Source organism: Desulfopila inferna, from assembly GCF_016919005.1.
Taxonomy (GTDB): domain Bacteria; phylum Desulfobacterota; class Desulfobulbia; order Desulfobulbales; family Desulfocapsaceae; genus Desulfopila_A; species Desulfopila_A inferna.
Genome location: NZ_JAFFQE010000001.1, coordinates 684,528 through 699,936 on the forward strand (window position 1 = coordinate 684,528; position 15,409 = coordinate 699,936).

The window sequence follows — 15,409 nt, forward strand, 5'->3', positions numbered from 1 at the left end:
ATCCATATGATTCATTGGTTATTTCACAGATGAGGGGTTAGGGAGATGTAGAAACCATGGATTCAGGATCGGGGTCCGGAATGACGGTAAGGTAATTCGGTTTTTCTGTTGTACTTTTATATCAAGCCGCATAGTTCATCGGCTATTTCGTTGATGAGGTCTTCGTTGCTTCCCTCGACCATTACCCGGATCAGCGGTTCGGTTCCCGAGGGGCGTACCAGTATTCTTCCTGTTTTGCCAAGCTTGTTCTCTAGTTTTTCTATGGTATCAAGAAATCCGGGGATGGTGTTTATATCGATTTTGGTTTCGGTTCTGACGTTTTTGAGCACCTGCGGATAACTTTCCATGACGGTGGCCAGTTCGGAGAGCGGTTTTTGGGTCTTGTTCATCACCGAGAGGAGTTGCAGAGCGGCGAGAATGCCGTCACCGGTGGTGATGTGGTCGAGGAAGACGAGGTGTCCGGACTGCTCGCCTCCGAAGGAGTAACCTTCCTTTCTCATGTGTTCGACCACGTAACGGTCGCCCACCGCTGTGCGCACCATGGTGCCGCCCATCTGCTCCATGGCGATATGGAGTCCCATATTGGACATTACCGTGGAGACCAGCGTCTTTTTCTTCAGTTTACGTCGTTTAAGCAGATCCTTGGCGCAGATGGCCATGATATGATCGCCGTCGACGATCCTGCCCTTCTCGTCGCAGACGATCAAACGATCGCCGTCGCCGTCCAGCGCCAGGCCGATATCAGCGCCGAGCTCCTTGACCTTCTCGGCCATAAGCTCGGGATGGAGGGCGCCGCACCGGTCGTTGATATTGATGCCGTTGGGGCTGACTCCCAGGGTGGTCACGGTAGCGCCGAGCTCCTCGAATACATGAGGCGCGACATTGTAGGTGGCGCCGTGGGCACAATCGAGAACGATATGAAAGTCATCCAGTTCGTACTTATGGGGAAAGGTGTTTTTAAGGAAGACGATATATCTTCCCTTGGCGTCATCGATCCTGGTGGCCTTGCCCACCTCGTCTGCCAAAGGACATAAGGAGGCCATCTTGTTCGAAAAGATCAGGTCCTCGATGTGAGCTTCCGTTTCATCGGGCAGCTTGAATCCGTCATTCGAGAATATCTTTATGCCGTTATCCTGAAAAGGATTGTGTGAAGCCGAGATTACCACACCGGCATCGGCGCGCATCGAGGTTGTAATAAACGCTATTCCAGGCGTGGGCATAGGCCCGACCAGAAGAACATCCACTCCCATGGAGCAAATTCCCGCAGCCAGAGAATTTTCCAGCATATAGCAGGATAACCTGGTGTCCTTGCCGATGACGATCCGGTGCCGTTTACTCTCGTCCTTGACGATAAAAGCGATTGCGCGCCCCACCTGCATGGCGATTTCCGTAGTCATCGGAAAGACATTGGCGATACCGCGAATGCCGTCGGTTCCAAATAATTTTTGCATTTTATTCAGCTACCTGTGTAGTTTCTATATTGTAAGCGTCTATATTTTAAGTGCCTGTATCACCGGACTTCTCTCTCGGCTCCCCGGGAAGATTCTTCGGCCGCCTCCGGCAGAGACGATGTATCCGGTATCTCAGGTGGCGGCGCAACCCGGGTAACATACGGTGGATTGATGGAAACTATTTCCAGAGGCACCGTAAGATCGGCTGAGGGAATTACCTGAACCCGCAGCTGGTCAACCTCATTTGCTGTCCCGTCTTCTACTGCCGTAACCGAGAAAAGATCGGTGAACTTTGTGTCCTCGTCTATGATCATCCTGGGGATTTTCATAGTCACCGTTACCGTTTCGGGCTCGACCTTCTGCAGAAATCCTTTCACGACAACGTTGACGGGTACATCTTCAATGGTTTTTGTGATAGTATCATAGGTAATGGTTATATCGGCGGTAACCGAGGTTTCACCGATAAGATCTACAATAGCGGGATCAAGCTCAAGAGGAATCTGCAGCTGCACCGACTCGAAGAGTCCGTGAATATTAATTGGAGTAGTCTGCAATACTTCGACCCGGGAAAGCACGGTCTGCGGTCCGGTAATGGAAATGGAGCTGGGATCTATGGTCAGGTTTTTGAGGACATAGCCCGGGGTGACACTGCCGACGGTTACCGGATTGATTGGCAATTCCTTTTTGATCAGCTTGTCCAGCGAGAGGATAATCGAGGAGGGCCGCACCCGCAGCACTTCGATCCCCCTGCTGATCGGGATGGTATCAATCTCGATGTTCTCCACCTTTGTACCCGGAGTTGCCTTGGAAAGATCTATCTGGCGGGCTTTCTGATCTTTGCCCGTTTCGAGTATCAATGAACGCGGGCCGCGCACGGTTACCTCGATTTCATTTTTATATTTGTTGGAAATGATCAGATCCTTGGGCAGATTGATGACCTCTACCGGCACCATGATGTTTTTCTCTACTATATCCTCGCCGCCGACAAAAATCCAAAGCATCGTCGCCAGACAGAGGGAGATAAGTTTCAGAACCCACCCCTTGGCCCAGAGGTTCTGAATTTTTTTGATGAATTGTGACATCATGCTCTAAAAAAGGTGTTCTTCCATGTCGAGGACTGTTCCTTACCGACAAATATTGCCCGTAGGCTGGTTCGCAAAGCTAATTCATCATTGACCGCGGTAAGGGCACCATGCTGTACCAGAGAAACGTTTTGGGTTTCCTCGGAAACTACCAGAATAATGGCATCTGTTTCTTCGGATAAACCTATTGCCGCCCGGTGCCTGGTACCGAAACGTTTGCTGATATATGGATTTCGGGTCAGAGGCAGAATACTGCCCGCCGTCTTGATTCTCCCTTTACTGATGATAACTCCACCGTCGTGCAGCGGCGATACCGGCATGAAGATGGAAACTAGCAACTCCTTGGTAAGCTTGGCATTGAGGTCGAAACCGGATTCGACGTAATCCCCCAGCCCGGTGTCGCGCTCAAGGATAATGAGTGCTCCGATTCTTCGCTTTGCGAGGTAAAAGACGGCACTTATAACCTCATCAATATCTCTTTCCATGGTATCGGTGGTTTTCTGGAAAGGAGATTTGCCGACCTGCGTCAGGGCTCGTCTGATATCATGCTGAAAAACGATGATGATAATAAGGAAGATAGAGCTGAGAAAGGTCCTGAGCAACCACATCAGGGTGGCGAGTTCAAGAACGCTCGCCATGAAGTAAACCATGGTAAGTACGATGATGCCGAGAAGCATCTGTACTGAGCGGGTACCCCGTATGATGGAAATAATCTGATGAATGATGAAGGCGACGACAAGGATATCCAAAGCATCCTGCCACCGCAAAAGTTCCAGAAATTCTAACATCTAAACAGGTGATCTTGAAATTTTATAACTGTACCCAACCAGGAATTCAGGACTTGTGAGTTGATTGATTCCTTAGAAATGAGTAAAAGAAAGGCTCTTCCTTATCCTTGCAGCCATTCTACATATGTTTAACACACTTTAGCAAGGTAAAATATAAAATATCAGTGCTTTTCAGGGTATTTATAAACATTTCGCCCGGGTATTGATTTTCTGCCTCATTGCGGGGCAGAGTAACGTCTATTCCTGAATTGTCCTTCCGGCTATCGTTGTCTTCAGTGATTGGGATTTGAAACTAATTAGTGCAGGAATCTGCAAAAAGCGTATATTCGGTATGAAAAAATTCAGGTCCCTGTAGAAGAAATAAAGTTGCACAACGGAGCAGACATCCGCATTTAAATCAATGGCAGATCTATACGGCAATATCCCCATATCCAGCGATATAAAAAAACCTGCTGAAAAACAGCACAAAAAAGAAGATCCACGGGATCAGCCCCCCTCTCCGCGGAAACCAGGCAAAAGGCTGTTTTTGATCCTCCCCCTGGTTCTACTTCTGCTTTTTGCCGGGTATTATGTCCTGAGTTCCGTCCTGGTGCCATATCTCATCAAAGACAAGTTCCCCGAGATCTTTCAGCAAAACACAGGCCTCAGCCTGAGTGTGGATACCGCCGGGTTCAACCCCCTGGACTGCTCGATCATTGCCGAAGGCATACATATCAACTCCCTGGAAGAAGACGGCTCAAGCGAAGATTTTCTGACTATCAGAGAACTCCATGCAGATCTTGATTTCATCCAGCTGCTGAGAAGAAGCATCGTCTCCGATGCCCTGATTATTAATGGGGCGGCATTTACAGTTTACCGATATCCGGACAATACCTACAACATCTCCCGGTTCTTTACAAAAAGCGGCGGTGAAGCTCTTGATATGTTGGATTTCGCCGAACTGCCCTTCCTCTATTCCCTGAACAATATATCCATCAATAACAGCAGTATCGTCTTCAACGACACCAGCACAGAAAAGGTTCACTATATCGAGGATTTGAAGGTCAACCTGCCGACTCTTTCCAATTTTTCCATTGATATCGGCAACTATATTCAACCACGCTTTTCAGCGGTCATCAACGGCAGTCCGGTTGAACTGATCAGCGAAACAGAACAGGCTTCCCGGGGCGGGGCAAAAGAGCTAACCCGGCTTTCCGGGACGCTGCAGGCCATCGACCTGCAGCTGTATGCCAATTATTTTCCGGTTCCGCTGCCGCTGGTAATAGAAAAAGGCACCGCTGATGGCAAGATACAGATATCCTTCCAGGCTCAGGAGAAAGAAGGTGGCCAACTGGCACTCAATTACCAGTTCCAGGTACGGGAAGCGCTTTTTCGCAGCCATGACCACATGCTTTCCCTTGCGGTTCCTGGCTTTAATTTGCTGGGTTCTCTCAACCCGCTGAACAGCGAGATTGATATCACCCATCTACTGCTGAGAGATCCGACTCTGAAAGTAGAGAAAGGCTTCAGCGCAGCTACCGTCGATTCTTTGTTTCTGAAGGATTACGATAAAAAAACTTCCAGCAGTTTTCCACTTGAGCTTCCGGCAATCACCTCGGCTCTACTCATTGCCGACAATGGCACGATAGTCATCAAAACTTCCGGGGAGAATCGCGAGTTCAGTCCCGTTCAGTTGAGCATACGCAATTTTGCCAATGCTGCCGCCCTGAAAGACAAGGCTTCGCAAGGCACCTTCCGGGTCAGCGCCGAGTCCGGGAATGATCCGGCACACTATTTCTGGCAAGGTAAATTTGACAATACCACCCCGGTCGGCTCCCTGGAGATTAACAACCTGCCGCTGGCTGAAGTGGTGAAGGTTGTCGCCCGAAAATCCGGAATAACAGGAGCTGCGGCAACTTCCGCTACAGGCTCGGCCGATATCCGGGGCAGATTCTCCCTGCGGCGCAGTGAATCAACACCAGTCTCCTTCGATTTCGACAAGGGCACCCTGCTCTTTTCTTCGATCAGGCTAGCCGAAGACGGTAAGGCCTGGCTGCAGAGCCCCACAGGAAGGGCGACACCGGTATCAATAACCGGGGAGGCTATCTCACTGGGTAATCTGTTTTTCAACGACAGCACCGTTACTTTGTCTCGCAGCAAACTGCCCGCACTGATGCAGGACTATATAGACAGTGAGAAAGGCTCCATCCAGGGCATTGACCTGAAAGGTTCACTTACCATACTTCCTGAAAAAGATACGGAAAAACCCGTAAAGCTGAAAAACGTACGTCTGCAGGCCGCCGATTTTGAAGCCGCTGCGAAAAAGGAAAATTTCGTGTTCAGCGGATCCGCGGAAAATGACGGGGAAATCAGAGCCAAAGGGAAAATTACCACCACGCCCCTGAGCGGCGCTGTCGAAGTAGCCTTCACTAATCTGCCCGCTGCCGTGCTGCCGGAACGTGCAGCATCGTCATATTCCGTGGCTGCCCGGACATTACTGAATGGGACCGGCAAATTTGATATTGATACTCAAAGTTATGAAGGCTCGCTCGAAATTTACGACGGTCTCTTTACGGAAAAAGCGAACGGGCGCAGTTACAGCTTTGAGAAGGCTGCCTTTGCCAAGGTTTCCGCAGATATCAATCTCTCCGATTACCGTGCTGAAAAACTGCTTTTCACAAATTTTGCCGTCGAGGACAGCGACCTCAGGTTCTTCTCGGAAAGTGCTTCCATTTCCACCATATCCAGACAGGGAGAAGACTTCCATATCGAAGGGCTTGCTCTGCCGCAAGCGGAAATAGGATTGACACCGGATTTTCTCGCGACTCTGCCACCTTTTCCGAAGAAAGAATCCGATAGATCCGATAATATTCTTATTGAAAATCTACAAGTCTCCGGCAAAGTCGACCTTTTGGCGGAAGATGGTGAGACCGATTTCATACGTAATTTCGACCTAAACATCTCCTCCCTAAGTAATAATGAGGCAAAGCGCGAAAATATCTCCTTCACGGCACACTTCGCCGATCAGAGTGAAATTTCCGCTCAGGGAGTTATGGCGGTCTCCCCGACACGGTCAAAAATTGACCTGAAGTTCGTGGATGTTACCACGGATACCCTGCAGCATTTCACTGAAACACCATTGAACAAAAATGTTGAAGCTACGGTAAGCGGCGAAGTTCTCTATCATTATCCGGAAAAGAGCTTTTCCGGCGATATTCGTTTTGCCCGGGGACGCCTGCTCTCGAAGAACGGTATGGATCTCATGGGTTGGCAGGATGCTATTCTCAGCGGCTTCAGCTATACCTACTCACCGCGGCATCTGGAAGTCGCCAAACTTACGCTGGAATCTCCGCGGATCAGCTACACCGACAGTGGAGAGCATTACTATTCCGCACTTCGGAAGACGATCAACTCCCTTCTAGCCGATGAGCAGGAGCAAAGCGCGGTTCCTTTCTCCAGGCTGAACATCGCCCGGGTCAACATACAGGATGGTGCCATCGATTATCTGGATGAGAGGCTGTCTCCGCCATGGCAGACAAAGGTTGCCGTTATTAAAGGGTATGTCGACAACCTGCACCTTTCTGAATCACTGGATCCGATTGAGTATGGTGTGACGGGCACAATTGCCGGAGCTCCTTTTTCAGCGCAGGGCACGCTCCTCCCCTCCTCTGAGCCGGCGGTTGAAAAATGCCTGGTCGAAATTGAGGATTTTCCGCTGCAGACGCTCCACCAACAGCTTGAGACACCTTTCGAATTGGAGATGACAAACAGCACCCTGAATATGTTCTACAAAAACGATACCTCGGAAAATTCGCAGGTAAGACTTGATATTTCCTTTCTTGCCGCCGAAAATCCGCAGTCCGCCACGGCCCTGGCCCTGGCCCTGTTAAGCGACGGCAGAGATAGTCTCTCTGAAACCGTGCCCTTGAGAGATACTTCAAAACCTCTTTTCAGGCAGGTGGTAAGTCATTTTCAGAGATTGTTTATCAAAGCCAGCGTCTCACCTTACCTGCTGCTTAAGGAACCATACGACATTTTGCAGGAAAACCCGAAAATTTCATTTATACCCGGCGAAACGCAGCTCAGTAAAGAAGGGCTCAGTAATCTTTCTCTCTACGGCATGCTGCTGGGCGACACGCCCCAGCTTCGGCTGGTGCTCTCGGCCACAGTTGATCGGATTTCCGATACCAGTGCTATGCGCCGACGATTGGAGCAGGCTGAGAAGGAGAGAGTCAATCTGGAAAACGCCAGGCTCCTGCAGGAGTGGCAGGATCGCCAGGACTCCGGATCCTCGGCGGCGCCCACGCAGGATGGAATAATTGTTGAAGATATCAGCGAAGAAGATCTGCAGGAATTTACTCCCGTTTCGGCACAACCAATTGTGATTACCGACGAGATGCTCGAGCAGCTTGGCCGGGACCGAATCCAGGAAGTACGTGATTTTCTTTTAGAGTACCAGGATGTTTCTCCTGAAAATATCGATATCAGCGATGATGTCACCCTGGCCGATACGGCGGAAGTACCATCTGTAGACATTTCCTTGTCTCATATTAATTGATGGTCTCTAAAAGGGTCGACCTCGGTCTTTTTTTTAGCCGCACAAGAGCTTCGTTGAACTTTTCACGATATTATCGTATTGATTACTCACCAAACTCAACCGAAGTCCAGGTTTTATGACGGTAGAACGGACTCCTGCAATAGGCTTCAAGCTTCGCAGCCTGAGTTTTGCTGAGTTCACTGGTAAACTGGTATGGACTGAACCTCAAAAAACCAACGGAGACTTGATCATGAAGAACATTATCGAAAAAACCAGGACCTTCCGTAAATTTGATGCAACAGCGGTTATCGATGCCTCAACAGTGGAAAAACTGATCGAGCTGGGCCGACTCGGCGGTTCAGCCAGGAACTGTCAACCTTGGCAGTACCGTATTGTCACAGATGCAGGTGAGTGCGCCTCCGTCTTCCCACACCTTGGCTGGGCAGGCTATCTGACCGACTGGAAAGGACCGGAGGAGCGACAGCGACCCACCGCCTATATTCTCTGCTACCTCAACAGAGAATGGTTGAAGGGCTCATTGCAGGAAGCCCATTTCGATCTGGGCATTGCCTCTCAAAACATGCTGCTGGGAGCAACGGAGGCCGGCTTGGGCGGATGTCGCATCCTCGCCTTCTCCAAAAAGCTGGCAGCAGAATTCCCTCAACCGGAGCATCTGGAACTCCAGCTTGTTATCGCCCTGGGCGTACCTGCCGAAAAGGTGGTGATTGAAGAATGCAGTGATTACAATATCAAATATTGGAGAGACGGCAATCAAACCCACCATGTTCCCAAAAGACGGCTCCAGGACATTCTTCTGCAACCATAACGCCTCCAACTGCGGGGATTCGTTGCTTTAGATCCATTACTTAAATAATGAAACAGCAGATTATAGATTATCTAATGCCTTACCTTGAATTTTTGACGATCCTGTCGATCTCCACCTTCAGTCTAAGCCTTTTTTTTATCCCTTTTTTTATAGCCAGGCTTCCCCGTGAATATTTTCTGAAATACCAGACCCACCCTCATTATGAGGGTAAACGGCTCCATATTGTCCTGCTGGTGCTGAGAAATATAGCCGGGATAGTACTGGTTGCTGCGGGTATTCTGATGCTCTTCCTGCCGGGCCAGGGTCTTTTAACCATTCTCATCGGTATATTGTGCATGAGTTTCAAAGGAAAGCGCAACATGATACTCTCTCTTATATCCAAATCGACAATCCAAAAAAGTCTCAACTGGACCCGCAACAAGATGAAAAAGCCGCCTTTTCACTGGCATGAAAAGGTTTAAGCTGTTCCTTTACCACTTCGCTCTTTTAGGATGGATCAAAATAAGATTCATGCCAGCGTGATTGCCGAATACCGCAAACTCTCGTTGTGCCGTCATTCCGGACTCGACCCTGAGCTCGTATTCCATTACACCTTTTTTATGAGTAGGTTGGCGTGAGCATAGCGAACCCCAACAATCAAAAAAGCCACCAAGCAAGACGGTTTTCCCACCTCCTCTTCTCACAAAAATCCCCTGCTTCTGACTAAGCGACACCTGTGAACAGGAAATATTTTTATAGTGAAGAATCTTTTTTTCGTATTTCTGGAAAAAGCCCTCTTCATTTTTTTGCTATTTAGGCAGTTTACTCCTATACTGAAAATCATCCGGAAAAAATGATTATTTATCTGATACCCCGCTGTGTCTCAGAGTACATCAACAGTCTGTTTTTTATTTATTCATCAACAATACCGGAACCATAAGGGGAATATTATTCCTACAAAATTTTTTTGGAAAATTACAATGCGGCACTATTAGTTCGCCAGGCTCTCTTTATGGCTACGAAATTGTTCATCCAAGTCGCATGTTAAAATCCGGAAATCTGAATTATTTGCCCGGGAGAACTCCTTTTATAATGAACATTCCTGTAACCCAGACCGAAGTAGAAAGACTGATTTACAACCAGCGCGGCATGCTCGACGCCATTACCGATCCGGTGATGATTATCAATGGCACAAAGTCTATCGAATTTTCAAATAAAAGCGCAGCAGACTTTTTTGATGCCTTCGATATCGATCCCAACGGCGATTCAGAAGCCGCCGCCGATTTTTCCCGCAAACTTCTCTCTTCCCTTTCAAAATCGGCTACCGGTACATCTCGACATATTCATCGCACCCTGTTCAGGGACTGCCACCTGGAATATGTATTTGCTCCTTTCCACGGCTACAATGGAGAAACTCTCCAATGGCTGATATTACGAGATATCACCGAGCAGACAAAGCATGAGGAAGAGCTCTCACTCTTTCACAATAATATAGAGGCAATCCTCTCCCAAAAAATCAGAAAGCTCAAAGAAAGCGAAAAGATACGTGTGAAACTTTCTGAGCAGCTCATCAACTTGAAATCACAGCTGGCCAACCTCTCGGGCGACAATGCCATGATCGGATCCAGCAGACCGATGCGAGACCTGCGAGATATGGTGACACAGGTGGCCAAATCGGATGCCACCATTCTTATTACCGGCGAATCAGGCACAGGAAAAGAGCTGGTCGCCAACCTCATTCGGGAAACCAGCAACCGCAACAAAAAACCGTTTCTCAAAATCAACTGCAATGCCATTAATGATTCACTGCTGGAAAGTGACCTCTTCGGCTATGAAAAAGGTGCATTCACCGGAGCTCATGCCAAGACCAAGGGAAAGTTTGAAGTTGTCGATGACGGCACAATCTTTCTTGATGAAATCGGTGACATCTCACCGCGAATGCAGGCAGCCCTCCTCAGGGTTCTTCAGAACGGAGAAATTATCCGTGTAGGCGGAAATCGACCAATCAATATCGATGTGCGAATTATCGCGGCAACCAACAGGGATCTGGCCCTGGCCGTCCAGGACGGCAGCTTTCGTCTCGACCTCTTCTACCGTCTCAACATAATAAATATTTCGATCCCTCCATTGCGGGAGAGAAAGGAGGACATCGAGGATCTGGTCTCTCATTTTATCCGCAGATATCGTCTTGCCTTTAAAAAAGATGTGAATTTCGTACCACGGCCTATCATCGACAAACTCTGCCGTCATGATTGGCCGGGCAATATTCGCGAATTGGAAAATGTTATTCAACGTGCTGTTTTAATGTCAAAAAGCAATATCATAACCGAACAGGAAATATTCTTTGATGTTCCCCCCGGCGGACATCCACAGGAAGACCACCTCTCCATCGGCCAAAAATATTCCAATATGCCGCTAAAAAATATGCTTACAGAAGTAGAAAAAGAAATCATCACCGATACTCTGAAAAAATATCACGGCAATGTCGCCAAGGCGGCAAAGGATTTAAGAATCGGTAAGACTGCTTTTTACGATAAACTCAAGCGCTTTGGGATAACCTCAAAAAAGTATCGTTAACTCTTTCAGGAATATATTTTGCAAGGCCATTCGTAAGCCGTTCACACTATCCACTCCGTTCAATGAAGAACCGGATAAGCGATTATGATGCATTGTAAAGTTCTTGAACCCTCAGATCTTCATTCCGGTCCGGGATCAGTGTCCGGGATGACGAATCAGGAATCCATTCCCCGCATATGTCCCCAGGGAGCTAAACCTCAACTCCAGGCGGACAGTTAACGACGTCAAAAACCTCCGTTATCATGACGAAACAAAACCATTCTCTACATCGATGTCCATTTTGGTCTGAATTATCGAGAAAATGCTCCATCAGCCGAAAGGGGCTGTTTGTTCCTCTTTATGATCAGATTTCAAACTACTGTACATCGGAAAACCACAGGAATTGCAGCCAGTATAAGGAAGAGCTGCTCTCGCTGCAGGTGGAGACCGAAGCTGTGCCCATCAACCGGCGCAACCATCCCCGTACTACCTCCGAACATCCTCTTAACCTGAATTTTATCAATGAAGCAGGATGTTTGATTCAACAGACGGCGGGGATAGCCAGGACTATAAATCTTAGCGTCGGCGGTATGCAGATTAGAACCCGAGGACCACTTTTTCATGACTGCATCGTCCGTTTTTCCTATGAAAAATCGGGAATTTCACCGCCACGGCATGGTCTTGCAAAAGTTAAATGGTGCAATTATCACCTCAAAATCATGAGATATACGGCAGGGCTCAGTTTTTACAGGCTTACAGCATTGCCCGCCGACCTCTCAAACCGGTTGGATCTTACCTGAATGATATGTAGCACTCTATCCTGCATCACTTCCTTCCTTCAAAGCAATTACTGATTTTTTCCTGATAAACCAGATCAGAACCAGCACCGGTATTCCCATCAACGTAGTCAGCAGAAAAAAGTTATTGTAGCCGAAGGTGTCGACCAGGCTGCCGGAATATCCTCCAAACAGTTTGGGAAACAGCGTCATAAGCGAGGAAAAAAGTGCATACTGAACCGCGGTAAACGAGATATTGGTCAGGCTGGAGAGAAAAGCCACAAAAGCTGTGGCCGCCAGGCCGGCGCTGAGATTGTCAATGGCAATGACCACGGTGAGCATGGTCACATCGGGACCTGCAGAAGCAAGGACCATGAAGAGCAGATTTGTGATTGCCGACAGCAGCGCACCAAGAAACAGTATGGAATAGATACCGTATCGCAAGGTGAGCATACCCCCGAGGAACCCGCCAAGGATGGTCATCCCCACTCCATACAGTTTGGTTATTCCGGCGATCACGTTTTTGCTGAACCCCATATCGACATAAAATACATTGGAAACGACTCCCAGAACAATATCGGAAACGCGATAGAAACCGATAAGAGAGAGGATAAGAATGGCTGTTTTCACTCCGTATCGACCAAAAAACTCCTGTATCGGATCGATGTAGGTTTCCACAACCATTTCCCTCTCCAGGGCCCCTGCTTTTACCAGAAGCGCCACAGAACCTGCGGCTGCCAGTATCGCTAGGGCCAATCTGCAGGCTTCGACCAAAAATCCCGTGAAGGTGGTGTCATTCCAGAGAAGTGAGGAGAGGAATGACTGGACGTGCTCCGCCGTTGTCCCGGTGAGAAAAAAGGTAAGGGAAAAAACCAGGCATGCCGCCAGAAAAACAAGAAAGAGTCTGAAGTATTGCCGGGACGAATATTTATAGACGGAAGGATCCAGGTTACTTTCCGGTTCGGAGATTATCAGGGTGGTAACGATTCCGACCAACATGGTCGCCGCGGCAAAATAATAGGTGTTCTTCCAGGCTGAATATAAATAAATCTCCGTGGTCGTCCCCAGATAGGAGGCCAGAAAAAGTGAACCCGCTCCGGCAACAACCATACCGATACGATAACCTGCTATATATGTGGATGAGAGCAGCGCCTGATACGTTGCATCAATGCATTCTATGCGGTAGGCGTCTATGACGATATCCTGAGTGGCCGAGGAAAAACCGAGCAGGACCGCCGCCATTGCCATAATGGTAAGGGCTTCTTCGCCTGCTGCCGGATCGATACTGGCCATACAGACAATCGCCGTTACAATGGCGAATTGCGAGACAAGCATCCATGACCTCCTTCTGCCAAGCAGTCGGGTCAGCAGCGGAAAAGGCATTTTGTCGATAAGGGGCGCCCAGACGAATTTAAAGGAATAGCCAAGAGCCGCCCAGCTGAAGAAAGTTACGGCAGAACGGGCTACTCCGGCTTCGCGTAGCCATACGGAAAGCGTACTGAAAATAAGTAAAATCGGAATTCCTGCCGAAAAACCGAGAAACAACATGGTTAGAACCCGGGGATGGATCCATGTTTTCAATGTTTGCCGCCAGGATCGTTCTCCGGCATGGGGGCCGCTCATTCTTGTCTTTTCTCCGATTATAATTATGTTGTCAACTTCAATGGGAAAATGTTACGTTTTCAGTTCGTTGATTCAAGAATTGACGAAATTTGCATGTGCATTCCACTCTAGTATACATACAACCACGAAAAAATTTCCCATAAGGGGATAGTATCTACACCATGTCTATTACAATTTACAATACCCTGACCCGGAAAAAAGAAGTATTTTCCCCGCTGGAGCCTGGCCATGTAAAAATCTATGTCTGTGGAATAACGTCCTATGACTATTGCCACATAGGCCATGCCCGCTCAGCCCTTGTTTTCGACATGATCGTGGCATACTTTAAATACAAAGGATATGCGGTAACGTATATTCGTAATTTTACAGATATAGATGATAAAATCATCAACCGGGCTGCGGAGCAGAACACCACCCCGGAGGAATTGGCCAACCGCTTTATTGATGAGTTCTACATCGATATGGACAACCTGGGGATCGCCCGGCCCACCCTTGAACCGAAGGCTACTGAAAACATAGAGGAGATGGTGGGATTCATCTCCGAGCTGATCGAAAAGAACATGGCCTACCAGTCCGGCAATGATGTCTATTACTCGGTATCCAGCTTTGATGAATACGGCAAGCTTTCCGGAAGAAGGCTCGAAGACATGCAGGCAGGGGCACGCATCTCCGTCAACGAACAAAAAACCAACCCCATGGATTTTGTTCTCTGGAAAGGCTCAAAACCAGGAGAACCGCAATGGGACAGTCCCTGGGGCCCGGGTAGACCGGGGTGGCATATCGAATGTTCAGCCATGAGCAAGAAGTATCTCGGAGAAACTTTTGATATACACGGCGGCGGTCAGGATCTCATCTTTCCACATCATGAAAATGAACTGGCCCAAAGCGAAGGGGCCAACGAAAAACCCTTTGTCACCACCTGGATCCACCATGGCTTCGTCACCATCAAGGACGAGAAGATGTCGAAATCGCTGGGCAACTTTCTCACCATTCGCGACATTACCGCCAAATACCATCGGGAAGAACTTCGTTTCTTCGTTTTTTCCACCCACTATAGAAACCCGCTCGATTTCTCTGAAAATGCCATGCAGGATGCTATCACCGGTCTCGACAGGCTTTATGAATGCATCGCCGCCATCGAGGATCTTGAGGACGGTCCAACCGATGCTGCTGAGGTGATATCCGCAAAAGACAAGGCCAAGCTTGCCGGTCTGGAAAAGAGATTCTGCCAGGCCATGGATAACGACTTTAATACCGCTCAGGCACAGGGAGTGCTGTTCGATACGGTCAAGGTGCTCAACAAGATTCGAAGAATGCTTCCTTCTCGCCCCTCCGCTCAGGATATCTCACTATTGCGCGAAACTGTTGCAACTTTCAAAAAACTGGCGGGCATTATGGGCCTGCTCCGCGAAGATGCCGCATCTTACCTGGCAACAAAAAGAGCAAAAATGCTTGCCGATCTGGACATTGATGAAAATACTATAAACAAATTGATTGAAGAAAGATTTGCTGCCAGAACCGCCAAAGACTGGAAGAGAAGCGATGAGATCCGCGATCTACTGCTCCGCAAGAATATTGAACTCAAGGACAGCGCGGACGGCACGGCCTGGACGATAAAACGTTCTTCCTGACCGGCTGAAATTTCACTTGGGAGGTTGTCCGGGGAATATTTATTCTCAGATCAGGCAAGCGACCTTGCGAGACTCCGAGGCATATCAGAAACACAGCCATACAATTGATATCGGAATCAACCACTACAGTCATTCCGGACCTGACTGGGTATATCAGAAGTGAACCACTACCGTCATTGCG

The 15,409-nt window shown here is 48.4% G+C and carries 10 protein-coding genes; 6 read left to right on the forward strand and 4 right to left on the reverse strand.

From position 1 onward, the window contains the following. Positions 1-116: 116 nt before the first annotated feature. The 3 genes from glmM to cdaA are packed head-to-tail and all read right to left on the reverse strand — an operon-like array spanning position 117 to position 3,321. Positions 117-1,451, reverse strand: coding sequence for a phosphoglucosamine mutase (gene glmM, locus JWG88_RS02950; protein WP_205232199.1), 1,335 nt, complete (start codon positions 1,449-1,451; stop codon positions 117-119). 59 nt (positions 1,452-1,510) lie between these two features. Continuing rightward, on the reverse strand, positions 1,511-2,536 hold the full coding sequence (locus JWG88_RS02955; protein WP_205232200.1) for a CdaR family protein: 1,026 nt from the start codon (positions 2,534-2,536) through the stop codon (positions 1,511-1,513). After that, a complete protein-coding gene (cdaA, locus tag JWG88_RS02960) occupies positions 2,533-3,321 on the reverse strand; it encodes a diadenylate cyclase CdaA (RefSeq protein WP_205232201.1) in 789 nt (262 codons plus the stop codon). The genes JWG88_RS02955 and cdaA overlap by 4 nt, the downstream gene beginning before the upstream one ends. A 400-nt stretch (positions 3,322-3,721) precedes the next feature. On the opposite strand from cdaA, the gene JWG88_RS02965 reads away from it, so the two are divergent. The 5 genes from JWG88_RS02965 (at position 3,722) to JWG88_RS02985 (ending at position 11,998) form a co-directional block, all read left to right on the forward strand. Continuing rightward, a complete protein-coding gene (locus tag JWG88_RS02965) occupies positions 3,722-7,858 on the forward strand; it encodes a DUF748 domain-containing protein (protein ID WP_205232202.1) in 4,137 nt (1,378 codons plus the stop codon). 229 nt (positions 7,859-8,087) lie between these two features. Beyond that, entirely contained in the window at positions 8,088-8,663 is a 576-nt protein-coding gene (locus JWG88_RS02970; protein ID WP_240194231.1) for a nitroreductase family protein, read from the forward strand. Between the two features lie 74 nt (positions 8,664-8,737). Continuing rightward, positions 8,738-9,124, forward strand: a complete 387-nt coding sequence (locus JWG88_RS02975; RefSeq protein ID WP_205232203.1) for a PGPGW domain-containing protein — start codon at positions 8,738-8,740, stop codon at positions 9,122-9,124. A gap of 610 nt (positions 9,125-9,734) precedes the next feature. Further along, positions 9,735-11,219, forward strand: a complete 1,485-nt coding sequence (locus JWG88_RS02980) for a sigma-54 interaction domain-containing protein (RefSeq protein WP_205232204.1) — start codon at positions 9,735-9,737, stop codon at positions 11,217-11,219. Between the two features lie 242 nt (positions 11,220-11,461). After that, positions 11,462-11,998, forward strand: a complete 537-nt coding sequence (locus JWG88_RS02985) for a PilZ domain-containing protein (protein ID WP_205232205.1) — start codon at positions 11,462-11,464, stop codon at positions 11,996-11,998. 15 nt (positions 11,999-12,013) lie between these two features. Here the strand turns inward: JWG88_RS02985 and JWG88_RS02990 are convergent, their stop codons facing one another. Beyond that, positions 12,014-13,597, reverse strand: coding sequence for an AmpG family muropeptide MFS transporter (locus JWG88_RS02990; RefSeq protein ID WP_205232206.1), 1,584 nt, complete (start codon positions 13,595-13,597; stop codon positions 12,014-12,016). Positions 13,598-13,758: 161 nt separating this feature from the next. Here JWG88_RS02990 and cysS point away from each other — a divergent pair, with 161 nt between their 5' ends. Next, positions 13,759-15,228 carry a cysteine--tRNA ligase gene (gene cysS / locus JWG88_RS02995; RefSeq protein ID WP_205232207.1) on the forward strand — a complete coding sequence of 490 codons (1,470 nt, stop codon included), beginning with the start codon at positions 13,759-13,761 and terminating at the stop codon, positions 15,226-15,228. Positions 15,229-15,409: the final 181 nt, after the last annotated feature.